Genomic DNA, 25,708 nt, shown 5'->3' on the forward strand with positions numbered 1-25,708 from the left:
AAGAGAATCCTTGGCTCAACGCAGTGACTCGGGTAAGCAAGAGCAGCCAACAGCGCTAAGGAAAAATAATTATTTCCCGCCTCGGATTAACCCGCCCAGCCCTCTTCGCTCCATAAATGCTGCCGTGAGATGGCGCACGTCCGTCGTCATTTGAGCGGCTAATACTCGCTCGGCTAAGGCTTGTGCATCCGCTAACTCGATATTGCGCAGCAAGTATTTAATTCGTGCCACACTGCGGCCATTCATACTGAGATTGCGATAACCCAACCCAATCAGTAATAACGCGCCCATAGGGTCACCGGCCATTTCACCACACAAACTCACCTGAAGACCGGACTGTGTCGCTTGAGTCAAAATATGACGGAGCACTTGCAACACCGCAGGGTGTAGGCTGTCATAGAGTGAAGCCACACGGGTATTATTGCGATCCATCGCCAGCAGGTATTGTGTTAGGTCATTGGTGCCAACCGAGATAAAATCCACCCGCGATTTTAGGTAAGGCAGCATGAAAATCATCGCCGGCACTTCAACCATCACACCCAATTTAGGCTGTGGCAATTCATAACCCAGAACTTCCTGAACTTCACGCCCGGCGCGGTCAATGAGGCGTTTTGCTTCATCGACCTCTTCCAGGCTGGTGACCATCGGTAATAAAATACCTAAATTACCGGTTCCTGCATTAGCCCTAAGCATCGCTCTGACTTGGATCAAGAAGATCTCCGGCTGATCCAGCGTAACGCGGATACCACGCCAACCTAGGCAAGGATTCTCCTCGCTGATAGGCATGTAAGGCAGCTGTTTATCGGCACCAATGTCCAACGTTCTTAGCGTGACCGATTTATTGGGATAAAGCTGCAACATACCTTGATACTGTGCGACTTGTTCTTCTTCTGATGGGAAACCACTTTGCAGCATGAAAGGGATTTCGGTACGGTACAGACCAACACCATCAACCCGCCCACCCAGTAGCTGTTCATGCTCCGGGCTAAGACCCGCATTAAGCATAACCTGAACTCGCTCACCACTTTTCAGGGCTGCCGGTTGTTCAACATCATCTTCCGCCAGTTTACTCAGCTCGATCTCTTCAGTAACCAGCCGCTGATACTCTTTAACCAGCACTGGCTCAGGATCAACCAGCACCTCGCCACGATAACCATCGACAATCAAGAGACGCTGATTAAGCAGCGAAGGTTGAATATCCGCACCCATTACGGTCGGTATCCCCATGGCGCGCACTAAAATGGCGGCATGAGAGTTGGCTGCACCGTCTCTTACCACCACACCCGCCAGGCGATCCTGCGGGACCTCAGCTAATAGCGTGGCAGTTAGCTCATCGGCCACCAGAATAAAGCGCGCGGGCCATTGACTGGCCCCTGAGGTGCTATCATCGAGATGGAATAACAAACGCTGGCCCAGTGCGCGTAAATCACTGGCACGCTCGCGCATGTAGGTATCTTGTAGGCTGGCAAATTGTGCGGCAAATTGCTCAACCACCTGCTTAACCGCCCACTCAGCCACAGAACCGGCATCAATTTGGGCGAAAAGCTCGCGTTTTAGGCGGGCATCATTGAGCAAGTGAGAATAGAGATCGAAAATTGCCGCGCTCTCTTTTTGTGAGCTGGCGGCAAAGCGCTTACTGAAACGGCGGAATTCAGCCGCAGCCTCTTCCAATGCCTGAGTCAGACGTTCACGCTCCAGAGCAGGATCGAGTGTCGAAGCTTCATAAACTAAATCGAGGGAAGGCTGTGAAGTATCTTGCCAGCCTTCAGCTACCGCAACGCCGGGGGCTGCAGCCAGTGCGCGGATTCGGGTTTGGCGGTATTGACCAAAAATCGCATTAAGCTGAGATTGAGACAGGATGCCAGCCAGTTGTGTCGCCAGCGTGACCATGAACGACTCTTCGCTCTCATCAAACTGACGATGCTCACGTTGCTGAACCACCAGCACACCAAGTAATTGGCGGCGATAAATAATAGGCACCCCGAGAAACGCACGAAAGCGGTCCTCTTTAACTTGGGGAACATATTTAAAGCTAGGGTGGCTCTGTGCATCAGCCAAGTTAATTGGCTCGGCCAAACGCCCTACCAGCCCGACGATACCTTCGTCAAAAGCCAGTGTAATAGTGCGACCACGGGGTTTTTTCAAACCCCGTGTCGCCATCAGGTAATAACAACGGCGGTCATTGTCTGCCAGATAAATCGAGCAGACTTCCGTGTCCATCGCCAGACAGGTTTCATTGACCAACAGCTCTAACGCATCCGTTAGGCTGGTTGCCATCGCCACTTTCTCAACTATTTCTCGCAAACGCGTGAGCATGATCGGCTTAACTTAACCTCTTTTACGGCGATAAGCGGGCGGCACCCGTGGCGGAGCGGCCTCCTGCACAGGCATTACGGTTGGCGCAAACTCTTTCATTACGCGACGATAAACATCACGTTTAAAAGACACCACCTGACGCACCGGATACCAATAACTGACCCAGCGCCAGCCATCAAACTCCGGGGTACTACTGCGTTGCATGTTGATATCGGCTTCATTACACATTAACTGTAGTAGAAACCATCGCTGTTTTTGGCCGATGCATACCGGCTTTGTATCCCAACGCACCAAACGCTTTGGTAATTTGTAACGTAACCAGTTACGAGTTGAAGCCAGAATTCGGACATCCTTTTTGTTAAGTCCTACCTCTTCAAAAAGTTCGCGATACATAGCCTGCTCTGGCGTCTCTCCGGGGTTTATTCCCCCTTGAGGAAACTGCCAAGAGTGCTGACCATAACGCCTGGCCCACAACACTTCGCCCTGCCGATTACAAATTACAATACCCACGTTCGGGCGGTAGCCATCATCATCGATCACCGGACTACCTCGATAAGCTTAATACTCAAAGATACCCTGATTGTTTCACACTAGTAACAGGCGGTAAACCACTGCTTATCCGCCAGCAAAACCTGACAACTTTGGGATAACTCACAGATATTAGCAAAGTTATAAACACCCTAGGGGCTACTTGCTCTATTTTATTCACTTTTTCTGTGGATATAGGTGTGCAGAACTCTAGGGAAAAGCAGGTACAACTCATTTTAACGTTATTATACGCCAAAAATATAAAAAAAAATAAATGATTAATTTCAATAAAATAACAGGTTTCCCACAGGTATCCACCCAGCAAAAATGTGATCTATATCCGTTTTAGATCTGGCGCTGGCTAAAGATCCATCAATGTGGTTTTTATCCACAGATAATGGGGTAAAGTTATGCAAAAAAGAGTGAAACTCGCAAAAAAACCTGCCGTCAAGGCTGTAAATTGAACCAGTGATCGTGATTTACTGAGGTTATCCCATAAATCTGTGGATAAATAGGTGTAAGATCCTGTTCATTATTCCTGTCAACAAGTGCACAAGATAGTCAGAATAAAAGCATTTCCTGAGCGGAAGGAAAGAAAACTTCCGTTAAATCATGCTATTATTCATTTCTGCCGTACTGAACAACAATACATCTACAGTCACTTTTATTTCAGCTTGTTTTTTAACCGACTTTAGCAGGTTTTTATCCATGTCTGTTTATTCACTGCCTCCAGCACCACCCACTGATGAACATCAGCTTTTACAGCGTGCTCAAGCTTTGTCAGGTTTTACTCTTGGCGAACTAGCGGCTCAAGCGCAATGGGTTATTCCGGCGGATCTAAAACGTGTAAAGGGTTGGGTTGGCATGTTGTTGGAGTTTTATCTGGGAGCTAGCGCCGGCAGTAAACCTGAACAGGATTTTGCGGATATCGGTATCGAGCTGAAAACGATTCCTATTAGTGCGCAAGGTAAGCCACTGGAGACAACTTTCGTCTGTGTTGCCCCGTTGACGGGCAACAGTGGTATCACTTGGGAAAGCAGCCATGTGCGACACAAGTTAGCCAGAGTATTGTGGGTGCCTGTGGAAGGGGAGCGACAAATCCCCTTAGCTGAACGCAGAGTCGGCGCGCCCTTACTGTGGAGCCCGAATGAAGAAGAGGAAGAACTGCTGCGACGCGATTGGGAAGAGTTAATGGATCTTATCGTTCTGGGAAAAGTCGAAACCATTACTGCACGCCACGGCGAAGTATTACAACTGCGCCCGAAAGCGGCCAACAGCCGTGCACTGACGGAAGCCATTGGCGAGCAAGGCCAGCCTATAATGACTCTGCCCCGCGGCTTTTATCTGAAAAAAACGTTCACAGGCCCAATGTTAGCCCGACACTTTTTACTGTAACGCAGAATTCGCTTATTGATTGTCTGGCAACAATAGCAATTACCTAGGATATGTACCGATTAATAAATAAAAGCGTATAATTGTATTTTTGTGTTTCCGTAAGGTGTGTAGGCGCAATGTTTGAATGGATTGCCGATCCAAATGCCTGGTTGGCGCTGGGCACGTTAACTATTCTCGAGATTGTTCTTGGGATAGACAATATAATCTTCCTCTCTTTGGTGGTCGCAAAATTACCCAAAGCACAACAGAACAAAGCCCGCCGTTTAGGTTTAGCGGGGGCAATGCTCATGCGTCTGGCACTGCTTGCCTCTATTGCCTGGGTTATTCGCCTAACTGAACCACTGTTTACTGTGGCCGGTCACGGTGTCTCTATGCGGGATCTGATTCTGCTGCTCGGGGGGCTATTCCTGATTTGGAAAGCCAGTAAAGAAATCCATGAAACCATTGAAGGCAGTGATACTGAGCACACCAGTAATGTCAGCTCTTTCTTCGCCGCTATTGTGCAAATCATGCTGCTCGACATTATCTTCAGCCTAGACTCGGTGATAACCGCCGTTGGGCTATCAGACCATCTGTTTATTATGATGGCTGCTGTCGTGATATCTGTAGGCGTGATGATGTTTGCTGCCAGGCCGATTGGGGAGTTTGTTAATCGTCATCCCTCAGTCAAAATGCTGGCATTGTCTTTCCTGATTTTGGTTGGCTTCACGTTGATGCTGGAAAGTTTCCAAATTCACATTCCAAAAGGTTACATTTATTTCGCCATGTTCTTCTCCATGGGCGTCGAAACCTTGAATCTCATGCGTGGGAAAAAAAATCAGTCCACCAAAAAATAGAGCAACATCATTCTCTCCGGGCGCGCATTGCCGTGCCCGTTTATCGCTTTTTACTGCACTTTCGCCTTGCGCTCTTCCCCCTGCCGCAGTGCTTCGTTATAGTCGGAATTGACTTATACCCAAATTATTGGCGTTGCACCGTCAGGTACGCAGGGTATGGCCTGATAATTTCAGACATTAAGGAAGGTCGGCAATGCAATATCATCGTATTCCCCACAGTTCATTAGAAGTAAGCCTGCTGGGTCTGGGCACCATGACTTTTGGTGAACAAAACAGTGAAGCCGATGCCCATGCTCAACTGGATTATGCCGTTGCAGCTGGTATTAACTTGATAGATACCGCAGAAATGTACCCCGTGCCGCCAAAACCAGAGACTCAAGGGCGAACCGAGCAATATATTGGTAGCTGGATCAAAGCGCGCGGAAACCGAGAAAAAATCATTTTAGCCAGCAAAGTCTCCGGGCCATCACGCGGGAGCGATCAACCGATTCGCCCGAATATGGCACTGGACCGGAAAAATATCCGCGCTGCGCTGGATGCTAGCCTTACACGCCTCAATACCGATTATCTTGATCTTTACCAGTTACATTGGCCACAGCGGGAAACCAACTGTTTTGGTAAGTTGAATTATCGCTACAGCGAGCAGACCGCCGTTGTCACATTGCTTGAGACACTGGAAGCCCTGAATGAACAGGTGCGGGCCGGTAAAATTCGCTATATCGGTGTCTCGAATGAAACACCTTGGGGTGTTATGCGTTATCTGCAATTAGCAGAAAAACATGACTTGCCGCGTATTGTTTCAATTCAAAACCCATACAGTTTACTTAATCGCAGCTTCGAAATTGGCCTAGCTGAAATTAGTCAGCACGAAGGTGTTGAGTTGCTGGCTTATTCTAGTCTGGCATTTGGGACGTTGAGCGGGAAATATCTCAATGGCGCACAACCCGCTGGGGCGCGTAATACCTTATTTAGCCGCTTTACTCGCTATACCGGGCCACAAGCCCAATTAGCGGTAGCTGAATATGTTGCTCTCGCAAAACGTCACGGATTAGATCCGGCGCAAATGGCGCTGGCTTTCGTACGCCAACAACCCTTTGTTGCCAGCACCTTGTTGGGCGCGACGACTTTGGAACAACTGAAAAGTAACATTGATAGCCAAAATGTGGTGTTGAGTCAGGAAGTGTTGGATGGACTGGAAGAGATTCATACTCGTTTTACTATTCCTGCCCCTTAATTCTACCCATGTTTAAAGAGCAAAAAGGCCGCTGCTGCGGCCTTTTTATTATCGAGTCATTCCGTCGCCTTACGGCGCAGTTGCCGCCACTGCCAGCCCCAGAGTAATGCTATCGCCAGAGCAAAGACCACGCCGAAACCAACACCCACAGCGATAACTGGCACACCCAGTTTCACCACAACCGAGAATAGCCCCAGCATCAACAACATCGCGGTGTTCTCACCCAAATTTTGCACAGCGATAGCATTACCTGCCCCGACACTCTGTTTGCCGCGTTCCTGCAATAAAGCATTAAGAGGAACAACAAAAAATCCGCCTAAAATCCCGATAATAATCAGCAATAAATACGCCATCGGCATACTGTGTTGCAAGGCAAAAATAGCGACCACCACGCCAATCAACACACCCGCAGGTAAACAGCGTTTTACGGTTTTCAGTGTGACAAAGCGAGCTGCAGCACCGGCCCCCAGCACAATCCCAATAGCGACCATGGCATTTAACAGTGTGGGAGTGGCATTGTCGGTAATCCCCAGCGCAATCGGCACCCACAATACCAGCAGGAAACGTAGTGTTACCCCTGCCCCCCAAAACAGGCTAGTTCCCGCCAATGAAAAACGGGTTTCGCCATCACGCCACAAAATTCGGCAAGCGGCAAAAAAACTGCTGGTCATTGCCTTTGGCCGCCATGAACTCCCCGAACGCGCAGCCGCTAACCGCGGAATAAACATATTGGCAACCACGGCGATGGCATAAACCAGCGCACAAACACCCAAAGCCACCACCAGATGCCAATCGGCCAGCACACCTCCGGCGACCGAACCCAGTAAGATGGCGGCAATAGTTGAAGCTTCCATCATGCCGTTGGCTTTCACCAATTGCTCACCAGAGGTGATTTCGCCCAAAATGCCATATTTAGCCGGTGAATAGGCCGCAGCGCCCACGCCCACTAGGCTATATCCCAGAAATGGGTTGAAGCCAAAGCAAATAACCAGTGCGCCAGCCAGCTTCAGGCCGTTCGCCACCATCATGACTCGCCCTTTGGCAAAGCTATCGGCAAATTGCCCGACAAAAGGTGCCAGAATGATATAGGTCGCGACAAAAGCCATTTGTAAAATTGGCTGACTCCAATCGGGATATAGCTGCTGTTTAATTAATGCCAATGTGGCAAAAAGTAGCGCATTGTCGCCAAAAGCGGAGAAAAACTGCGCGCAAAGTACGGCAATCATTCCTCGGGATAGTAGTGGTTTCTCTGCTAATGCTTGCTGACTCATACACTCATCTCCGGGTCTTCAGCCATTTTACTTAACGTCACAAAGTCAGGTTTACCGCTCCCCAGCAGAGGTAAGGCTTTCACGAAGCGAATATCACGTGGCACGTACAGCTCCGGCACACCATTTTCCCGCGCGGTTTTGCTCAATTTTTCGCGGGTTATCTCGCTGTCCGTGGTAAACAGCACCAAGGCTTCGCCTTTGGCACTATCTGCTTTCGTGGCTGCCGCATGTTGTCCCTCAGGGGAGAGGCGTAGCGCCAACTGCTCGACACTCTCCAGTGAGACCATCTCTCCAGCCAATTTAGCAAAGCGTTTCATTCGGCCACGGATGGCGCAGAACCCTTGTTCATCAATGGCAACAATGTCTCCAGTATCGTACCAACCCGCTTCCTGCTCACCCTGAGCATTTTCAGCCGAGGGTTGTTCCAGCACACCGGGATTCTCTACTCGGAGGTAGCCGCGCATGATATTGGGGCCACGCAGTTGCAGCCGCCCAGCATCTTCGATGCCCGGGACCTGAATCAGCCGGGACTCCATACTCGGCAAAATACGGCCAACAGTATTCACTTTGGCTGCCATTGGCACGTTAATCGCCACCACCGGTGCACATTCCGTCACACCGTACCCTTCCAGAATACGAATACCAAATTTGTCCTGCCAAATCTGTTTGGTGCTATCAGCTAACTTCTCGGCTCCGGCGACCACATAGCGCAAGCGAGCAAAATCATAAGGATGGGCGAAACGAGCATAGTTACCCAAGAAGGTTGACGTCCCAAATAATACGGTGCAGTTACGGTCATACACCAGTTCAGGCACCACCCGATAATGCAGCGGGCTGGGGTAAAGAAATACACGGCTGCCAGTCATCAAGGGGGTGAATAACCCAACCGTCAGACCAAAAGCATGAAACAGTGGCAAAGAGGACATAAAGCGGTCACGCGGTGTGAAATCTGCAATGGTGCGGATCTGTTCGACATTCGCCAATAAGCTAGCGTGTGAGTGCACCACCCCTTTAGGATGACCTTCTGAACCTGAGGTAAACAAAATCAAGGCACTGTCATCAGCCTGCTGTGGCACCATTGCTCGGCGTGGGAAACATAAATGGAATAAAATCCACAACTTATCCGCAAGCGTGACAGTATCTTTCAAATCTTCCAGATAGACCCAGTTGGCTTGTGTCACCTGTTCCGGCAAATGTGTTAATTTGCCTTTTTCCAGAAACTGACGTGAGGTGACAATGGTCTTCAATGACGCTGCGGTGATAGCACTGCTCAGACCTTTGGCACCCGCGGTGTAGTTAAGAAGTGCTGGAATACGTCCGCGCACGGAAGCACCAAAAATCGCAGCCGCCGTGATAGTCGCATTCGGTAACAGCATGCCGACATGCTCCCCCGGTACAGTGAAACGTTGCAGGATACGACTGACACCGAGGATTTTCTTCAGCAGAGTTTGATAACTATCTTCTTTAAATGAAATATCTTCGATGCAAGGTTTAAAGCGCCCGTAGCGGGTTTGAGCTGATAATAGTGCTTCAAACAAGGTTTCTTTTGGCTGAACCGTCATCCGCGCCGCCATCATAATGGCATGTAAGCGCTCACCCGCAAGCACCCGGCGATCACGAGCGCGTGGGGCCTGTGGCATAGGCAATGTCGTGGCCGGCAAGACATGAATACTGATTTTCGGGAACCAGCGGACTTTTAACACATCGCCGAGCCGCCCAAAATGAGTAAACTCAGGGCCTTCTATGCGGACTGGAACAACTGTAGCCCCTGATTTAGCAGCAACAAATGCAGCACCGTCGTAGATTTTCATTAAAGAACCAGTGACAGTGATGCGCCCTTCAGGAAAGATAACCACCGGCCTCCCCTGCTCTACCAATCTAACCAAGTGTTTGATTGCCATGGGCTTGGTTGGGTCAAGCGCAACAAAATCCACATAAGGTTTCAACCAGCGCATATACCAACTTTCCGTAATACTGGAATAAACGGCGAACACAGGCTTGATTGGCAGAAACAGGGCTAATAAAGCACCATCAAGGAAAGAGACATGATTCGGTGTAATAATCAGCTTTTGATGTGAGAACTGGTCAGTGACACCCTCAATGGTGACACGAAATAACCCACGAAAAAGAGCACGCAGTGCGCGATAACCCATGTCTATTTCCCTATAAGTCAATGAACAATGATTAAGAAAGGTGCAAACAGGATACTATAATTCTGGCGGGTTTTTATCTAAGAGCACACTGATAATCGGGGGGAAAAGAACAAATAAAAAAAAACCTACGCATCTGCGTAGGTCGGTGCAAATAAAAAACTGGCTTTTAACACACAGCGTATGTTGATTACTCACCAATTAATACCTCTGGGACCACTACTGTATCCGTTTCTGTGAAACCACAGCCAGCACGTAATCGCAACATTTGCGTGCAAAGTGTAACCAGTAGTGAACATTGTCAGAAAGACGAAAAGGTTTGTAATTCATTACGGTACATACCTCAGCCAATTAACACAGCGCGACTTCCACTAAACAACTCATGGCATTCGGGCCTTGGGTCAAACGTGATTTACCAATATCCAATGTCAAAACATTGGGATTACCAGATTGCTCTACTTTATGCTGTTTAGCGCCAAAACCGGGATCAAACCATGCCCCTGTGGCCATCAACACCACACCCCGCGTCACGCCATCGGTGATACGCACGCCCGCCAGACAATGACCACGTAAATTGCTGACTTTCACCTCGCAGCCCTCAGAAATGTCACGCTGCGCAGCATCTTGTGGATGCATATAGAGTGTTTCTCGCCCCGCCGTTTTGTTCCCCTGTGCCAAAGGAGCGGGATCAAGCTGGCTGTGCAAGCGATCCTCCGGCTGGATAGAGATCAAATGTAACGGCCACTGCTCCGTCAGTGATGATCCTAGCCACTCGACTGGCGGCTTCCATTGCGCGTGTGGGGCAAAATCCTCATATTGGTAACTGGCTATCTTTTCACTGAATAGTTCAATCTTGCCACTGGGCGTTTGCAACGGATGGGCCTGAGGATCGTTACGGAAGGCATCAAAGAAAACAAACTCCTTCTGTGGGGCGGGTAAATCCACATGGCCACGTTGCCAGAAGGTGTCAAAGTCAGGCCACTCAACCCCGTGAGGTTGCTGTGCCACACCACACTCCTGATAAATATGCCGGATCCATGCCATCTCATCGCGGTTTTCAGTGAATGCATCGCGATACCCTAAACGTTCAGCCAAGTCAGCAAAAATATCAAAATCGTTTCGCGCCTGATGCTGCGGAGCAATTGCCTGATGCATCGCCAAGACATAGCGATCCCTTGACGAACCACCAATATCATTTCGCTCCAGTGAACTGGTCACTGGTAGCACGATATCTGCCATTTTCGCAGCCGGTGTCCACCAAATATCCTGCACAATCACGGTATCCGGCTTTTGCCATCCCTCCACCAGCCGGTTCAATTGCTGATGATGATGGAAGGGATTACCGCCTGCCCAATGCACTAAATGAATATCTGGGTAAGTATGGGTTTCGCCCTGAAACTGATAAAGCTGCCCCGGTTGGAGCAACATGTCACAAATTCGCGCCACCGGAATCGCCAACCCTGCTGGGTTTTTCCCTGTGGACATACTTGGCCCCGGCGTGTCTATCCGTGGATTGCCGACACCATTCATTGAGCCGTGCCCAAAGGAGAAGCCACCACCCGGTAGCCCCACTTGCCCTAACATGGCTGATAAGGCAATCACCATCCAGTAAGGTTGCTCACCACGATGTGCGCGCTGGACAGAATAAGAGCAAGTCATAAAGCTGCGTACACCGATAAGCTGCTGCGCCAAGAGGGCGATTCTTGCTGCCGGAATACCAGTAATATCGCTGGCCCATTCCGGTGTTTTGGCGATTCCGTCATCCGCTCCGCGAATATAATCAGCTAATTGCTCATAGCCCACACAATGGGTTGCCAGGAAAGCCTCATCCTGTGCCTCAACACGCTGTATCTCATAAGCCAACGCCAGCATCAGCGCAACATCCGTATTTGGGCGAATAGGTATCCATTCCGCATTTACAAAAGCTGGGCAGTCATCCCGCATTGGGCTGATGTTAATGACCGGCGTCCCCTTTTGTGCCAGCTTCTCCAGCCATGGCTTTAATGAATGCTCCGCCGAACCGCCAGAGGAAACTTGAGCATTTTTCAGTGCCAATCCACCAAAAGCGATAAACAATTCGCAATGTTCAACCACACTTGGCCAAGAGGTCACTCTGCCGGTCAGCGGGCTAAACGTCCCTATGACATAGGGCAAGAAAAATTGTGCCGCCCCCCAGCTATAGTTACCCAGTTGATCAACACCCCCACCACCACTGAAATAAAAACGCCGGACTAATGAACGTGCGTGGTGTAAGCGCCCCGCAGAAGACCAACCATAAGACCCGGTAAACAACCCTGAAGCACCGTATTTATCTCTAACTCGGCGATTCTCTTCAGCCACCAAGTCCAGCGCCACATCCCAGTCCACTTCAATAAAATCTTCCCGCCCACGCAGAGTACGATCACTCTTTTCTCGCTGCTGTAACCATGAGCGGCGAACGGCGGGTTTACGGATACGCTTGTCGGAATAGACCATTGGCGTAATAGAATCCAATAAGGGCGACGGATTGGAATCACCAACAAAAGGTTCGCAGCGGATAAGTTTGCCATCTTCAACTACAGCGGTATAAGCGCCCCAGTGGGCAAGCTGGGGGTAACGGGTAATGGACATGGCTATCTCTGGCAATTAAATAGGTCGTAAAAATAGCATTCCCCTAAGGGGAAGACCAAAGCACAATTTTGTCTAAAGTGTGCCGTTTTGTACTAAAGCGCGCGCAACCTCATCTGGTGTCTACCGGTAATTCTCCTAATTTCATGTTCTTTGATTTTTTCTCATCAAGTTGCGATCATCCCCCCTTGCGGACCGCCCTGTTTTCCGCAAAACTGAGTGATGTAAGCGATTACCCTAAAAATCTCTGGAAGAAAAATGGCCACTATTAAGGATGTTGCCAAGCTGGCGGGTGTTTCCGTCGCAACGGTATCTCGTGTTATCAATAACTCGCCCAAGGCCAGTGAGGCATCACGAACAGCGGTGTGCAGTGCCATGGAACAACTGCAATATCACCCGAATGCCAATGCACGGGCGCTAGCGCAAAAATCTACAGAAACCGTGGGTATGATTGTTTCTGATGTCTCCGATCCTTTCTTTGGTTCGATGGTTAAAGCCGTAGAGCAAGTGGCCTATGCGACCGGTAATTTTCTATTGATTGGTAACGGTTACCATGATGCTGAAAAAGAGCGCCAAGCGATTGAGCAGCTGATTCGTCATCGCTGTGCCGCTTTAGTGGTGCACGCCAAAAAATTATCAGATGAGGAATTGACGTCATTAATGGAACAGATCCCCGGTATGGTGTTGATTAACCGCACTTTACCCGGTTTTGAAACCCGCTGTGTCGCGCTTGATGATCGCTATGGCGCCTGGTTAGCCACGCGTCATCTGATCCAGCAGGGGCACAAACGGATCGCAATCATTTGCTCCAATCATGAAATTTCGGACGCCGCTGATCGTCTCCAAGGTTATCTGGATGCATTGAAAGAATTTGGTATTCCGGTTGACGACCGCTTAGTCTCTTACGGCTCACCTGATGAAATCGGTGGCGAGCAAGCCATGACTGACCTACTTGGGCGTGGCAAGCATTTCACCGCAGTCACCTGTTATAACGATCCCATGGCGGCCGGAGCTTTGTCGGTACTCAGTGATAACAGCATCGAAGTGCCGCAAGAGATTTCATTGATCGGTTTTGACGATGTTTTGATCTCGCGGTATCTGCGCCCACGGCTGACAACCATCCGCTACCCAGTGGTGGCAATGGCGACACAAGCGGCAGAATTGGCACTAGCACTGGCCAATAACACTCCCCTGCCAGAAATCACCAATATGTTCAGCCCTACACTGGTTCGCCGTCATTCCGTCGCCAGCCCGCAAATGGTGGCAGATGACTAACATCGGCGAATAACAAAGAGCAACAACCTTCCTCCCGCGCTATGCTAAACTGCCGCTATATCCGGCAGTTACGCACAAGATTCGCCCCCAGCCAGAGGTCTACAATTGATGATTACCATGTTGGATGTCTCTTTGCGCGCAGGTGTTTCCAAGGCCACGGTTTCCCGCGTGCTCAATGGTACCGGGCAGGTCAAAGAGAGCACCCGTGAAGCCGTGTTTAAAGCAATGGATGAGTTGGGTTATCGCCCTAATTTTCTGGCGCAATCACTGGCAAACAAAAGCTCCAATAGCATAGGGTTGGTCGTTTCCAACTTTGAAGGCCCCTATTTTGGTCGCCTACTCCATCAGGCCGCCAAACTGGTTGAAGCCAGTGGCAAGCATCTGATTGTGACTGACGGTCACGATACACCAGAGGGTGAGCAACAAGCCGTTCAGTTACTGGCCGACCGCCGCTGCGACGCCATTATTCTTTATACCCGCTCAATGTCTGAGGTGGATTTAATGCAGTTGCTTGCCAACGTATCCACTCCGTTGATGGTGATTAACCGCGATTTACCACAAGCGCGGGAGCACTGTGTGTTCTTCGAACAACAGCAAGCAGCATTTAATGCCGTTAACTATTTGATTGAACAAGGGCATCGTGACATTGGTTGCATCACTGGGCCTATCACCACAGCCACCGCACAATCGCGCCTTGCCGGTTATCAACAAGCACTGGCCAAACACGGGATTCCGCTCAAAGATGAATTAATTATTCATGGTGATAGCGGTGTACCCGACGGATACAAAGGTTGTCAGGCATTATTAGCCCGTAATCTCACGTTCAGCGCCCTATTTATTTATAATGATGATATGACGATTGGGGCGATGAAAGCCCTCATTCAGGCGGGGAAAAAGTTGCCGGAGGAAGTTTCACTGTTTGGTTTCGATGATGAGCCCACCGCACCTTATTTACAACCTGCACTATCAACCGTTTATCTCCCCATTGATGCCATGATTGAAGCAGCGGTTACTCAGGCATTACGGCTGATTGCGGGGAAAAAAGTGCAGCCTCTCTCTCCCTTTACTGGTGAGTTGAAACTGCGGGAATCGGTAGTGCCGGGGCCTTATTACCGCTGAGGTAATAGGCCCAATAGAATTAAAATTGTTCTAATGCCATCAGTTCTTCGATGGTTTGGCGGCGGCGGATTAAACGTGGTTGCCCTTGCTCAAACAGCACTTCCGGCAATAAAGGGCGGCTGTTGTAGTTAGACGACATTGATGCGCCATAGGCCCCAGTGTCGTGGAATACTAAATAATCGCCAATTTTAGCGGCCGGTAACGCACGGGTTTCCAATCCACCACCCGCTTCTTGTGTGAACACATCGCCTGACTCGCACAGTGGGCCAGCAACCACCGTATCAATTAATGGCTCTGTCACAAGTGAGCGCCCATCCGCAGGCAGCAACGAAATATGGTGATAGCTACCGTACATGGCCGGGCGCATCAAATCGTTAAAACCCGCATCAACTAAAACATAGTGTCGACGGCCCATATTTTTCACCGCCCGCACCTGCGCGATTAATACCCCGGACTCGGCAACCAAGAAACGGCCTGGTTCAATTTCAAGACTGACCGGATGTCCCAAATGCGCAGCAATTTTTTCTCTGGCGCTATTCCATAAGCCATAATAATGCTCAGTATCGATCTCATCATCCCCTGTTTGGTAAGGGATTGATAAGCCTCCACCCGCAGAGATAGCACTGATATCCTGCCCAAGATCAATAACCTGCTGCACCATGGCATCACAGACTTGTTCCAGATGCTGATAATCAACACCAGAACCAATGTGCATGTGAATCCCCACCAGCGTTAAGCCATATTGCTCAATTTTCTCAATGGCGTGAGGTAAATCTTCATACCAGATACCGTGCTTGCTGTTTTCGCCACCAGTATTGGTTTTCTGGCTGTGCCCATGACCAAAGCCCGGATTGACACGCAACCAAACCGGATGGCCGGGCGCATGTTGCCCCAGTTGATCCAGCATGTCGATGGAACCCGCATTCACCGGAATATTTAATTCTGTCACCCGCAACAATGTCGCTTGATCGAGTAGATCCGCCGTGAAGACAATCTCAGCGGGTTCCAAACCCGGTTGGAAGCCAGCCTGTAATGCGCGTTCAATTTCACCCAACGAGACTGAGTCAACTTTAACCCCTTGGCTGCGCATCAAACGCAGAATATGAATATTCGAGCACGCTTTTTGCGCAAAACGAATAACATCAAAACTGCGTAATTGATTGATTTTATGAGTAATGATATCACCATCATAGGCCCATACCGGGCAGCCAAAACGCTCTGGCAAGGCAATTAAATTTTGGGCAGTCAGTGCCGAAGAAGTATCGTTAAGTGCACGTGGCATAAGGCTTTCCTGATAATGAGTCATTAATTTGTTGGGCGAAAAACAGGATTTCACTGATGCACCATTATTAACAATGAAGCAAGCGTTAGGAAAATATCTATTTACCCAGAGTCTATTCATCTATGATATGGATTCGATGATTTTTCCGACACCGCAGGAGCGCTGTATGCCCACCATTTCCCTACGGCAAATAGAAATTTTTCATGCGGTAATGACGACCGGCAACCTGACCGAAGCCGCATTATTGCTCCAGACATCACAACCCACCGTCAGTCGTGAACTGGCCCGCTTTGAGCAAATCGTTCAATTAAAACTGTTTGCCCGGGTACGAGGCCGCCTTTATCCCACGGTGCAAGGTTTGCGTCTATTTGAAGAAGTACAGCGCTCTTATTACGGGCTTGATCGCATCAAACAGGCCGCTGAAGGAATCCGGCAATTTCAACATGCACAGCTTTCTATTGCCTGTTTGCCGGTATTTTCTCAGTCATTGCTTCCCAGTGTGTGTAAACCTTTTATTGAACGCTATCCAGAAGTCAGCCTGAGTGTTATCCCACAGGAGTCGCCGCTCTTAGAAGAGTGGCTTTCAGCCCAGCGCCACGATCTGGGTTTAACTGAAAACTCTCAGACTCCGGCAGGTACTCTGCGTCACGCTTTAATGACGGTAAATGAGGTTTGCGTGTTGCCCAGCGACCATCCGTTGCGACACAAAGCAGTGCTGACACCGCAAGATTTCCAAGGTGAGAATTTTATTAGTTTGTCAGTCACCGACAGTTATCGCCAGTTACTGGATAATCTGTTTAGTGAACAAGGAATTAACCGCAGATTGGTACTGGAAACTCACAGTGCGGCATCAGTTTGCGCTATGGTGCGCGAGGGGGTGGGTGTCTCAATCGTTAACCCATTAACCGCGTTGGATTACATCAGCAAAGGCTCTACTGGAGGCGTTTGTGTGCGGCCTTTTAGTGTTGAGATCCCTTTTACGATCAGTTTAATACAGCCAATGCACCGCCCCTCATCAACTTTGGTAGAAACGTTTATTGAACATTTAAAACAACAGGCAATCACCTTCCAGCGTCGACTGGCGACAGTGATTACCCCTTGATATTCATTTTTACCCGCATTACGCCGTTTTTGCCTGACGGCTGCGCGCTCTAGAAAAGGTAAACAGACACAGCAGTAAACCCATCACAGCCAGTACGGCAGCCGCTAGCGGTACAGCGGTCAATCCTAAACCTTTACTAATCACGACCCCACCGACCCAAGCCCCCAGCGCATTGCCGACGTTAAAAGCGGCAATGTTGAGTGTCGAGACCAAATTAGGGGCTTTTTTACCGTAGGTGACCACGTTAATTTGCAATGCAGGAACTGCGGAGAATGCGGCAGCGGACCATAGGAATAATGTCACTTCCGCAGCCAGAAATGAATGACTCGTCCAACTAAACAGAGCCGAGAATATTGCGATCAGCAAGAAAGTCATGGTGAGGCTAACAGGCAAGCGCCAATCAGCGAGCCGCCCCCCTACAATATTACCCAAGGTTAACCCTAGCCCCATCAGTAATAAGGTCCAACTGACGCCGTGCTCAGAAACTTGAGTTACCTCAGTCAGTATTGGCGCAATGTATGTAAAGAGAGCAAACATAGCAGCGGCAAAGAAAACGGTCATCAACAAAGACAGCCAGATACCCCCACCTCGCAGTGCGGCAATCTCTTTGCGTAACTCGGTTGGGGCTTCCTCTTGAGAAGACGGTAGCTTGCTGTAGAGTGCGGCCAACGAGAACAAGCCAATAACAGAAACCACCCAGAATGTTGAACGCCAGCCGAAAGCCTGCCCCAACGCAGTGCCTAGCGGCACACCCAGCACATTTGCCAATGTTAGGCCGGTAAACATCAACGCTACCGCAGAAGCCCGTCGATTTGGTGCCACCAGATTAGCCGCAACTACCGCACCAATACCGAAGAACGCCCCATGACACAATGCGGTAATGACCCTAGCCAGCATCAAGAAGTCATAACTGTACGCCAATGCACACATCAGGTTGCCAATAATGAATATCACCATTAATAGCAATAATGTCTTTCTACGCGGTAATTTGGCAGTCAATACAGCCATTATGGGTGCGCCGATAGCCACACCTAGCGCATAACCACTGATTAACCAGCCGGCGGTGGGAATTGAGATGTGTAAGTCACCAGCCACTTGGGGCAGTAACCCCATAATGACGAATTCAGTAGTACCAATAGCAAAAGCACTCAGTGCCAATGCCAGCAGCGCAACAGGCATAATACAAGCTCCCAGTAAGACAATATCTGCTCATCACAACAAACAGGCAGATCAAATAGGTGCCAGTCATAATTTATTGGCTGGCACGACGTAGTCAGTAGAAAAGAGGCAAAGAAATAGTGGTCAATTGCTAAAGAACCCAGCAATAACCCTAGTATTTATAATTATTTAATCTCTGAACGGACTTGGTAGAAATAGCATATTCTGATTAATAATGAATAGAGTTATAACTAGCTTGGTAATTAAACAAGTTCTCTTTTCAGCACTAACCTAATGAAATAAAAAATGATTTAGCCCCCTTCTCTACAATAAAAATATGTTTGAGAATGTAACCACACCGCTAACACCGCTACAGCTTCAAGTAAGCAGAAAAAATAACCCAAATTAATTGGAGTTGTAGCAAGGCAGCAAACGAGTTCATCCCGATGAGCTTACACGCAGTAAGTGATTCGGGTGGATGAGAGCAGCTAACACCGCTACAGCTTCAAGTAAGCAGGGTTATGGAAGGGGATGGGTAGCAAACCATACCACCAAAAAATCTAACATCGTCCTCAATGTTGCTGGCATTTGACGCCGGGATGTATAGATTCCATAAATGCCCATCGCCTGCGGCTGATAATCAGGTAATAATTTTACTAACTCTCCGCGGGCGATATAGGGTGCGGCGGAGTAACTGGGTTGCAACGTAATTCCGGCTCCTTCGAGTGCCCCACTGAGCAAAACAACCGATTCGTTGGCGCTTAAATTTCCACCTACGGCGACAGAGGATTTGGCACCTTGCTGCTCAAAGTGCCATAAGCTTTTGCCAAAATAGGAATATGTTAGGCAGTTGTGTACCGCCAGATCCTGTGGCTCTTTAGGAGTCCCTTTCGCTGATAGGTAACTCGGAGAAGCGCAGACAACGGAGTGACAGGTAGCCAGTGGACGCGCAATTAGGTTGGGGTCTAAATCATTGGTAATACGCAATGCCAGATCAATTCGCTCTTCCACCAGATTAATGGCCCGATTATTCATTTGCAGATCAACAGCAACCTGTGGGTAACAGCGCAAATATTCAGTGACGGCGACCACCAAGGCACTTTGCCCAAGAGACTGAGAGCAACTGATTCGTAGCAGCCCCCGCAATTCGTCATTTTCCTGCCCCTCAACCAAATCCATATCTTGAGCAAACTCCAGCATGCGGCGGCAGCGTTCAAGTGTTGCCTCCCCTGCATGAGTCAAACTTAGCTTACGGGTTGTTCGATGCAACAAACGCGCTCCGGCCCACTGCTCCATCTGAGCCAGATAGCGTGTCACCATTGCCCGCGACATCTCTAAAGCATCAGCGGCGGCAATCATGCTGCCCCGCTCAACAATCGCCACAAAGACTTCAGCGGCAGTGATTCTATCCATCATTAGCTCGATTTAAGCAACAAATAATTGCCAATTATCGGGTTTTTCTATCGATTAATGCAATCTATTATCTCGCCCATACCCCGCTACTCTCAGGAAAATGAACATGTTGACTAAAACGCTTTTACAAATGACCTTTGCCGGCTTGGCAACTTTTACTGCAATATCAACTGCCAATGCCGCTGATCAACTGAAAATGGAAGTCTACAATCCCGGTGAAAAAAGTATCTTTCCAGTATCGTCAGAAATTATTAGTGGCAAAACTGAAGTTGCTTTGATTGATGCCCAATTTCAGCGTAATGATGCTGAAGCTTTAGTGAAGAAGATCCAGCAAAGTGGCAAAAAACTGACCACTATTTATATCAGTCAGGCAGACCCTGATTTCTATTTCGGTTTGGATGTCATTACGGATGCATTCCCGCAAGCGAAGGTTATCGCGACCCCACAAACCATCGAAGAAATTAAAGCTACAAAAGAGGGGAAAATGGCTTATTGGGGGCCAATTTTAAAAGAAAATGCCCCTACTCGCGTGATTGTGCCACAAGAATTGCCAGGCAAAAGCTTTACTATTGATGGGCAAAGAATCGACATTAAAGGCTTAGATGGCCCGTCACCAGAAAAAACCTTTGTCTGGATCCCATCATTGAAAGCCGTCGTCGGGGGGGTTGCCGTATCCGGTAATATTCATCTATGGGTAGCAGATACCCAAACACCAGAATCACGCCAACATTGGTTAACGACACTGGAGAACATCAAAGCATTAAAACCCGAGACCGTGGTTCCTGGGCATTTTCTGGATAATGCACCACAAACATTGGCCTCAGTCGCCTTTACTCAAAACTATTTAACAACGTTAAACACAGAAATTCCCAAAGCAAAAGATTCGTCAGAACTGATTGCGGCAATGAAAAAACATTACCCAAAACTAAAAGATGAATCCAGCTTGGAATTAAGTGCCAAGGTGCTGAAAAACGAAATGAAATGGCCACAGTAAAAGCGCAAAAATAAAGTTGAACAGATTATCCGACCAGGAAAAAGTGAGGAACACAAGATGTCTGGCACCAAGTTGCATTACATTTTCGATCCCTTATGTGGCTGGTGCTATGGCGCAGCACCACTCTTACAAGTGGCACAAAATATCCCAGATCTGACATTGGTATTGCATGGCGGCGGGATGATGTCTGGGCCAAATCGGCGACAAATAGATAGCCAGTGGCGAGGTTATGTTATGCCTCATGACCGGCGTATTGCTCAATTAACCGGGCAAATTTTTGGTGATAGCTATTTTAATGGTTTGCTTAACGATACCTCGGCAATCATGGATTCCACCCCACCGATTGCCGCAATCTTAGCAGCCGAGGCATTGGCTGGGTTGGGGGTAACAATGCTCCATCGCACCCAGCAAGCGCATTATGTTGAAGGTCGCCGCATCAGCGACACCCCCGTATTGGTGGAGCTTGCCGAGGATATTGGCCTGAACCGCGAAGCCTTTATCACCGCGTTTAATGCCGCCATAATAGAGTCAGATTCGCATATAGCGGATAGTCGCATGTTACTGGCAAAAGCACGCGGACACGGTTTTCCAACATTTGTATTGCAGGACAATCAGGGGAAAATGACGACTCTGTCAGCCAGCGAATATTATGGAGATCCGTCCGGCTGGCTTGATTTTTTAACAAACGGTATAGCACGTTAAATTTTGGCCAAAACCTCCTCATAACTCTCTTGGGGAGGCCTTATAACGGTAGGTAAAGAAAATCGGGATACAAATTGATTGAGCTGAAAAATTTGCTGCTGTAAAACTTCCGAAGCGCGCGTGGATTGTTCGACAAGTTCCGCATTCAGCTTGGTGACTTCATTAATCTTTCCTACTCGCGTGGTCATATCTTCAATACCTTTACTTTGTTCGTGCGAGGCTGCCGATATTTCCGCCATCAAATCTGTCACTTTGACAACAGCCTCAATGATGGTACGTAAGTTATCGCCAGAACGTCCCACTAAATCGGCTCCTGTTGATATATATTTTGAAGAGTTTTCAATGAGCCGTTTTATATTTAAGGCGGAATGACCACTTTGATTGGCTAATATTCCAACTTCGCGCGCCACAACAGAAAATCCGCGGCCATGTTCACCCGCGTGAGCAGCTTCAATGGCTGCATTCAAAGCTAAAATATTAGTCTTGAATGCTACTGATTCGATGAGGGTGATAATTTCAGTAATTTCGCGCGACCCCGTCGCGATATCAGACATCGAATTCACGACACTAGACATCATATCGCCACCATGACTGGCAATATCTTTTGCTTCATTAGCTAAATGATTCGCCTGATCGGCACTTATGGAGTTCTGTTTTACCCGCGCGGTTAACTGATGCATATTCTGAGTTGTTGCTGCAAGAGATTGAGTTTGTGACTGTGTCTGCTCAGAAATACGGTGACTATCTGTCGCAATTTGGTTAACCCCCGCCAGAATAATTTCAGCTCCGCCTCTAACTTGACTCACTAGTGCCACTAGTCCTTGTTGCATCTGGTATATACTGCCAGCCAATTGATGAACCTCACGGTTGGTAAATGCACCGTGCTCAATCTGGCGCGATAAATCACCCGCCGCAATAACGTGAATTTGTGAAATAAGATAATTTAACGGCCGAATCACCCAACGAGTAACTCCGAGCCAAACGGAGAAAGCCAGTCCTAGCAAGATCACCAAAGCGATAATGACCGCTTGTTTTGCTGAAGATAATGAGGAAAGAAGTTGGGAATCCATGACTGCCCGATTGCTTTCACTTTCTTGCAAATAACGGTAATACTTCTCAGTAAAATCACTCTGGAAACCTTGGATAGGGACTTCAAAAAAAATATCTATATTGTTGTTCTTTTCCAGCCCCTGTCCAATCTCAGCTAACCCCTGATATAACTGCTGATAACTCTCCTTAAGTGCAATTAATTCCGCGCGCTCATCATGAGCAGAGAGCAAAACCAATTGATGGTAGTCATCCTGTGAGCGCTGTAAAGATTGCAAAGCCTCACTTAAAAGACTATGCCAACTTCCTTCGGAACCTGTCTCTTTATCTTCCATATAATAGATTCCGGCACGGTTAAGTTTATCGCTAGCGATTAATAACTCCATCCGTGCACGGTCCATTAATACCTCTTGCTGGTGACTCCGATGAGTACGCTCAACATTAATCTTTGTGCTATCCAATATATGGGAGAGAAAACCTACAGAAAGGAGTTGTAGCGAAGAGAAAAGACTAATCACCAAGATAAGGCCCGACAATATGCCCAGTTTTCCATGTGTAAATGAACGTATGGCTTTTGCATGGGATATAAAATTCACAACATAAAAATTAACACGAGAGAACATTATATTTACACTTAGCTGTGATAGAGACATCAACATTAGCGGCTAAATATGACAAATACATTTCAACAAACGAAGAGATTTATCCATATTCATGGCGGTAAATAGTTATACATCAATACGCGTCATTAATCGTAAATTATTAACAGGATGCCCCTGAGATTGTTCCATCAGAATAGTATCATCGTTTAATTTATAGAAAACAGGGTGACTTACAGCATAAGGGGTGTTTAAAAAATCATATAAATAACGGTTTTCATCATTGATCATCGATAAAGATAATACCTTTCCAATAAAGATGTTTTTACTAACATCTACAACATTAAATATAATGTTTCGTCTAGCTTTCACATCATCAGTATCATCATAAACGTCTGCGGATGAGTTTATCTCCTTTTTCATAATACTAACTCTTGAGTAAACATGATATTTTTCAGCCAAATGGCTGAAATCATAATTAACCTCCCAGTATCCTTCAATACTACTCATCGGATGGAAATAATAATATCCCCGTCCAACACCATACCCTAACACTCCTCCTAAAAAAGCACTAAAGCATATGAGCTGTATTATTTTTTTTCGCATGTAAGCCCTCCGTTTTTATATTTACAGACAGTATAATCACCATTCTTTTGTTTTTTTAAATAAACATAAGGCACTTTATTATAAACAGATAAAAACTCACCATCATGAACTTCATCTAGGTTAATCAAAATAGGTAAACTTGGCACATCTATAATTTTAACTTGATAATAATTTTCAGTTATTTTTAATGAAATTAAAAATAAAGCACAGAAAACCATAAGAGCAATGACTTTATATATTAATCCAACAGATACAAACATCGAGAAATACAGGTTATTTTTTACGTTATTTATCGAATACTCATTAGGAGGTAATATACTGCATAACAAATCATTAGAAACAACAGTAGGTTTAATCCCTAAACAATACCCTTTTTTAGGGATAGTCATCACCAGTTCATGATCTTTGTCATCTAAAGCATTACGCAAGTTACTAATAGTTTGTGTCAACGTATTGTCAGTGACATATGTTCCCTTCCATATTTCTTGTTCAAGACTCTCACGAGAAAGAGAACCTGGATACTGTTCGCACAATAAAGACAGCACTTCAGACTCTTTGTTTCTGATCTTTATAATATTACCCTTTTTGTTGATAATCCTTTTTTTGGGGATAAAAATGATGTCTCCAATAATTATTTCATTCATTTAGTATCTCACCCATAGAAAACATGACGAATAAGAAGCTAGCAAAAATCACATCATTACGCCTTAGCTAGACAGCATGAATAAAACAAAAAGTTATAGTTTTCAATAAAATTCAACAGCGAACAAAATTAAGACATCAAGGTCTATCAATAAAAGTTAATTAATAACAAAAAATGACTATTATTGAAATCTTGTTTGTAATATATCATTTATAAAACATTTTATTAAAAGGCACAGAGGTCGTATGAAAGTAAAGAAAATCAACATTATATTATTTATTACACCAGTTATTTTTGGATGTCAGTATAATGGAAAAAAAAACTCAATTGAAAAAAGAAAAATGGATCAAATAACCGCTCTGACTTCTGGCATTCATTTTCTGAAAGAAAAGTGTAATATGAAAGAACTTCCCAGTGAAGATAAAGTTATTGATGCTGCGATAAACATGATGGGACAAGGGGAAATAGCCACCCAATCAAATTTTTATGCGGAAATATCAAATGAGACTAAAGTAAGATATGAGGAAATAAAAGTATACAAAGCAGAACAGAAGATTAAATGCGATGAACTAAAGAATCTTCTCAAGCATTTTATGGCAAAAATGAACGCATAATATACTCACCCCAAAACAGATAGATTACTCCAGACAATGCGATGTATGGACCAAATGCTATATATTTTATTTTTTTACCCGAAAAGTAATTAATAGTGACATAAGCAATAACGCCACTACAGGAAGATAATAAGACTATAAAAGGTATTGCGGTCGCTCCGAACCAAGCACCTAATGCAGCCATCAACTTGAAATCACCGTATCCCATGCCCTCGATACCTCTGGAGAGTTTAAGCAACCAGAATGGAAGCCATAAGAAACCATAGCCTATGACCGCACCGAGCACAGCTAAAGTTAAAGGAGAAAATATATTATTTATATTAATAAGAAGGCCACACCATAATAAAGGGATGGTAATATGATCAGGCAATAAATAACAGTCAAGGTCGATAAAAGTCAATACAATAAGAAACCACACTAATAAAAGGCTTGCGGCGATTAAATAGTTATTGTGCTGGAGCAAACCAACGGCAAGAGTTAACATTGCTGTCAATACCTCCACAATAAGATATCTAGGGTTTATTTTACTTTGGCAACATTGACTAATGCCTCGCAGGAGCAGCCAAGAAATTAAAGGTATATTATATCGAAAGGGTAAGGGACGGTAACAACTTGGGCAAAATGAATTTGGTAAACATAAACTAAGTCTAACATTATAAATATCTATTTCTTTTCTTGAAGATGAAATAGAGATAATAATAGGAAGTCGATATATAACAACATTTAAAAAACTCCCCACGCACAGGCCAATAATACTAAAAAACACAATTTCAAGCAGTACGTAAATATTAACCATAATATTTCCCATATTTTATAT

At 46.8% G+C, this 25,708-nt stretch carries 21 protein-coding genes; 9 read left to right on the forward strand and 12 right to left on the reverse strand.

Translation table 11 applies throughout. The features are described 5' to 3' along the window. Positions 1–69: 69 nt before the first annotated feature. Together ptsP and rppH are read right to left on the reverse strand one after the other, a co-directional pair. Complete coding sequence (ptsP, locus tag HUZ92_RS18510; protein ID WP_145579477.1) at positions 70–2,316, reverse strand: phosphoenolpyruvate--protein phosphotransferase; 2,247 nt, start codon at positions 2,314–2,316, stop codon at positions 70–72. A gap of 12 nt (positions 2,317–2,328) precedes the next feature. Continuing rightward, positions 2,329–2,856 carry an RNA pyrophosphohydrolase gene (gene rppH / locus HUZ92_RS18515; protein WP_005165374.1) on the reverse strand — a complete coding sequence of 176 codons (528 nt, stop codon included), beginning with the start codon at positions 2,854–2,856 and terminating at the stop codon, positions 2,329–2,331. Positions 2,857–3,552: 696 nt separating this feature from the next. On the opposite strand from rppH, the gene mutH reads away from it, so the two are divergent. From mutH to HUZ92_RS18530, 3 genes are all read left to right on the forward strand, one after another. Further along, positions 3,553–4,239 (forward strand): DNA mismatch repair endonuclease MutH, encoded by a 687-nt coding sequence (mutH, locus tag HUZ92_RS18520; protein WP_050140280.1) that lies wholly within the window; start codon positions 3,553–3,555, stop codon positions 4,237–4,239. 116 nt (positions 4,240–4,355) lie between these two features. After that, entirely contained in the window at positions 4,356–5,075 is a 720-nt protein-coding gene (locus tag HUZ92_RS18525) for a TerC family protein (protein ID WP_050098081.1), read from the forward strand. A 193-nt stretch (positions 5,076–5,268) separates the two neighbouring features. After that, positions 5,269–6,309, forward strand: coding sequence for an NADP(H)-dependent aldo-keto reductase (locus tag HUZ92_RS18530; protein ID WP_050098080.1), 1,041 nt, complete (start codon positions 5,269–5,271; stop codon positions 6,307–6,309). 56 nt (positions 6,310–6,365) lie between these two features. Here the strand turns inward: HUZ92_RS18530 and lplT are convergent, their stop codons facing one another. From lplT to HUZ92_RS18545, 3 genes are all read right to left on the reverse strand, one after another. Further along, positions 6,366–7,580: a lysophospholipid transporter LplT gene (gene lplT, locus HUZ92_RS18535; protein WP_050296104.1), complete on the reverse strand. Its 1,215-nt coding sequence runs from the start codon at positions 7,578–7,580 to the stop codon at positions 6,366–6,368. After that, the gene (gene aas / locus HUZ92_RS18540; protein ID WP_145579478.1) at positions 7,577–9,733 is read right to left on the reverse strand and encodes a bifunctional acyl-ACP--phospholipid O-acyltransferase/long-chain-fatty-acid--ACP ligase; all 2,157 of its coding nucleotides are present in this window, start codon (positions 9,731–9,733) and stop codon (positions 7,577–7,579) included. Before aas ends, lplT begins: the two co-directional genes overlap by 4 nt. Before the next feature lie 348 nt (positions 9,734–10,081). Then, the gene (locus HUZ92_RS18545; protein WP_145579479.1) at positions 10,082–12,340 is read right to left on the reverse strand and encodes a molybdopterin guanine dinucleotide-containing S/N-oxide reductase; all 2,259 of its coding nucleotides are present in this window, start codon (positions 12,338–12,340) and stop codon (positions 10,082–10,084) included. A 255-nt stretch (positions 12,341–12,595) separates the two neighbouring features. Between HUZ92_RS18545 and galR the strand changes: the two genes are divergently transcribed. Together galR and HUZ92_RS18555 are read left to right on the forward strand one after the other, a co-directional pair. Next, positions 12,596–13,612, forward strand: coding sequence for an HTH-type transcriptional regulator GalR (galR, locus tag HUZ92_RS18550; RefSeq protein WP_050098076.1), 1,017 nt, complete (start codon positions 12,596–12,598; stop codon positions 13,610–13,612). Positions 13,613–13,720: 108 nt separating this feature from the next. Further along, on the forward strand, positions 13,721–14,731 hold the full coding sequence (locus HUZ92_RS18555; RefSeq protein WP_050098075.1) for a LacI family DNA-binding transcriptional regulator: 1,011 nt from the start codon (positions 13,721–13,723) through the stop codon (positions 14,729–14,731). Between the two features lie 19 nt (positions 14,732–14,750). On the opposite strand, the gene lysA is transcribed toward HUZ92_RS18555, so the two are convergent. Next, positions 14,751–16,013, reverse strand: coding sequence for a diaminopimelate decarboxylase (gene lysA / locus HUZ92_RS18560; protein WP_050140277.1), 1,263 nt, complete (start codon positions 16,011–16,013; stop codon positions 14,751–14,753). 166 nt (positions 16,014–16,179) lie between these two features. On the opposite strand from lysA, the gene HUZ92_RS18565 reads away from it, so the two are divergent. Then, positions 16,180–17,115: a LysR family transcriptional regulator gene (locus tag HUZ92_RS18565; RefSeq protein ID WP_050140311.1), complete on the forward strand. Its 936-nt coding sequence runs from the start codon at positions 16,180–16,182 to the stop codon at positions 17,113–17,115. A gap of 18 nt (positions 17,116–17,133) precedes the next feature. On the opposite strand, the gene HUZ92_RS18570 is transcribed toward HUZ92_RS18565, so the two are convergent. Next, positions 17,134–18,294: an MFS transporter gene (locus tag HUZ92_RS18570; RefSeq protein ID WP_050140276.1), complete on the reverse strand. Its 1,161-nt coding sequence runs from the start codon at positions 18,292–18,294 to the stop codon at positions 17,134–17,136. A 498-nt stretch (positions 18,295–18,792) separates the two neighbouring features. Continuing rightward, complete coding sequence (locus HUZ92_RS18575) at positions 18,793–19,686, reverse strand: LysR family transcriptional regulator (protein WP_050140275.1); 894 nt, start codon at positions 19,684–19,686, stop codon at positions 18,793–18,795. Between the two features lie 106 nt (positions 19,687–19,792). Between HUZ92_RS18575 and HUZ92_RS18580 the strand changes: the two genes are divergently transcribed. After that, a complete protein-coding gene (locus HUZ92_RS18580; RefSeq protein ID WP_145579480.1) occupies positions 19,793–20,680 on the forward strand; it encodes an MBL fold metallo-hydrolase in 888 nt (295 codons plus the stop codon). A gap of 57 nt (positions 20,681–20,737) precedes the next feature. Continuing rightward, positions 20,738–21,382 (forward strand): DsbA family protein, encoded by a 645-nt coding sequence (locus HUZ92_RS18585; RefSeq protein ID WP_145579481.1) that lies wholly within the window; start codon positions 20,738–20,740, stop codon positions 21,380–21,382. On the opposite strand, the gene HUZ92_RS18590 is transcribed toward HUZ92_RS18585, so the two are convergent. The 3 genes from HUZ92_RS18590 to HUZ92_RS18600 form a co-directional block, all read right to left on the reverse strand. Then, complete coding sequence (locus tag HUZ92_RS18590; protein ID WP_145579482.1) at positions 21,379–23,052, reverse strand: methyl-accepting chemotaxis protein; 1,674 nt, start codon at positions 23,050–23,052, stop codon at positions 21,379–21,381. The genes HUZ92_RS18585 and HUZ92_RS18590 overlap by 4 nt on opposite strands. Before the next feature lie 105 nt (positions 23,053–23,157). Then, on the reverse strand, positions 23,158–23,634 hold the full coding sequence (locus tag HUZ92_RS18595) for a hypothetical protein (RefSeq protein WP_050098068.1): 477 nt from the start codon (positions 23,632–23,634) through the stop codon (positions 23,158–23,160). Further along, positions 23,619–24,278: a winged helix-turn-helix domain-containing protein gene (locus HUZ92_RS18600; RefSeq protein ID WP_145579483.1), complete on the reverse strand. Its 660-nt coding sequence runs from the start codon at positions 24,276–24,278 to the stop codon at positions 23,619–23,621. The genes HUZ92_RS18595 and HUZ92_RS18600 overlap by 16 nt, the downstream gene beginning before the upstream one ends. Positions 24,279–24,522: 244 nt before the next feature. On the opposite strand from HUZ92_RS18600, the gene gspS reads away from it, so the two are divergent. After that, entirely contained in the window at positions 24,523–24,891 is a 369-nt protein-coding gene (gene gspS, locus HUZ92_RS18605) for a type II secretion system pilot lipoprotein GspS (protein WP_050098066.1), read from the forward strand. On the opposite strand, the gene HUZ92_RS18610 is transcribed toward gspS, so the two are convergent. Further along, on the reverse strand, positions 24,869–25,687 hold the full coding sequence (locus tag HUZ92_RS18610; RefSeq protein ID WP_145579484.1) for a prepilin peptidase: 819 nt from the start codon (positions 25,685–25,687) through the stop codon (positions 24,869–24,871). The genes gspS and HUZ92_RS18610 overlap by 23 nt on opposite strands. Positions 25,688–25,708 lie beyond the last annotated feature (21 nt).

Origin of the sequence: Yersinia vastinensis (assembly GCF_902726565.1) — a bacterium.
GTDB lineage: Bacteria > Pseudomonadota > Gammaproteobacteria > Enterobacterales > Enterobacteriaceae > Yersinia > Yersinia vastinensis.

Excerpts from the sequence above, each read along its gene's own strand:
- ptsP (WP_145579477.1), bottom strand. The coding sequence starts at position 2,316 with ATGCTCACGCGTTTGCGAGAAATAGTTGAGAAAGTGGCGATGGCAACC.
- mutH (WP_050140280.1), top strand. The coding sequence starts at position 3,553 with ATGTCTGTTTATTCACTGCCTCCAGCACCACCCACTGATGAACATCAG.
- HUZ92_RS18525 (WP_050098081.1), top strand. The coding sequence starts at position 4,356 with ATGTTTGAATGGATTGCCGATCCAAATGCCTGGTTGGCGCTGGGCACG.
- HUZ92_RS18530 (WP_050098080.1), top strand. The coding sequence starts at position 5,269 with ATGCAATATCATCGTATTCCCCACAGTTCATTAGAAGTAAGCCTGCTG.
- lplT (WP_050296104.1), bottom strand. The coding sequence starts at position 7,580 with ATGAGTCAGCAAGCATTAGCAGAGAAACCACTACTATCCCGAGGAATG.
- aas (WP_145579478.1), bottom strand. The coding sequence starts at position 9,733 with ATGGGTTATCGCGCACTGCGTGCTCTTTTTCGTGGGTTATTTCGTGTC.
- HUZ92_RS18545 (WP_145579479.1), bottom strand. The coding sequence starts at position 12,340 with ATGTCCATTACCCGTTACCCCCAGCTTGCCCACTGGGGCGCTTATACC.
- galR (WP_050098076.1), top strand. The coding sequence starts at position 12,596 with ATGGCCACTATTAAGGATGTTGCCAAGCTGGCGGGTGTTTCCGTCGCA.
- HUZ92_RS18555 (WP_050098075.1), top strand. The coding sequence starts at position 13,721 with ATGATTACCATGTTGGATGTCTCTTTGCGCGCAGGTGTTTCCAAGGCC.
- lysA (WP_050140277.1), bottom strand. The coding sequence starts at position 16,013 with ATGCCACGTGCACTTAACGATACTTCTTCGGCACTGACTGCCCAAAAT.
- HUZ92_RS18565 (WP_050140311.1), top strand. The coding sequence starts at position 16,180 with ATGCCCACCATTTCCCTACGGCAAATAGAAATTTTTCATGCGGTAATG.
- HUZ92_RS18570 (WP_050140276.1), bottom strand. The coding sequence starts at position 18,294 with ATGCCTGTTGCGCTGCTGGCATTGGCACTGAGTGCTTTTGCTATTGGT.
- HUZ92_RS18575 (WP_050140275.1), bottom strand. The coding sequence starts at position 19,686 with ATGGATAGAATCACTGCCGCTGAAGTCTTTGTGGCGATTGTTGAGCGG.
- HUZ92_RS18580 (WP_145579480.1), top strand. The coding sequence starts at position 19,793 with ATGTTGACTAAAACGCTTTTACAAATGACCTTTGCCGGCTTGGCAACT.
- HUZ92_RS18585 (WP_145579481.1), top strand. The coding sequence starts at position 20,738 with ATGTCTGGCACCAAGTTGCATTACATTTTCGATCCCTTATGTGGCTGG.
- HUZ92_RS18590 (WP_145579482.1), bottom strand. The coding sequence starts at position 23,052 with ATGTTCTCTCGTGTTAATTTTTATGTTGTGAATTTTATATCCCATGCA.
- HUZ92_RS18595 (WP_050098068.1), bottom strand. The coding sequence starts at position 23,634 with ATGCGAAAAAAAATAATACAGCTCATATGCTTTAGTGCTTTTTTAGGA.
- HUZ92_RS18600 (WP_145579483.1), bottom strand. The coding sequence starts at position 24,278 with ATGAATGAAATAATTATTGGAGACATCATTTTTATCCCCAAAAAAAGG.
- gspS (WP_050098066.1), top strand. The coding sequence starts at position 24,523 with ATGAAAGTAAAGAAAATCAACATTATATTATTTATTACACCAGTTATT.
- HUZ92_RS18610 (WP_145579484.1), bottom strand. The coding sequence starts at position 25,687 with ATGGTTAATATTTACGTACTGCTTGAAATTGTGTTTTTTAGTATTATT.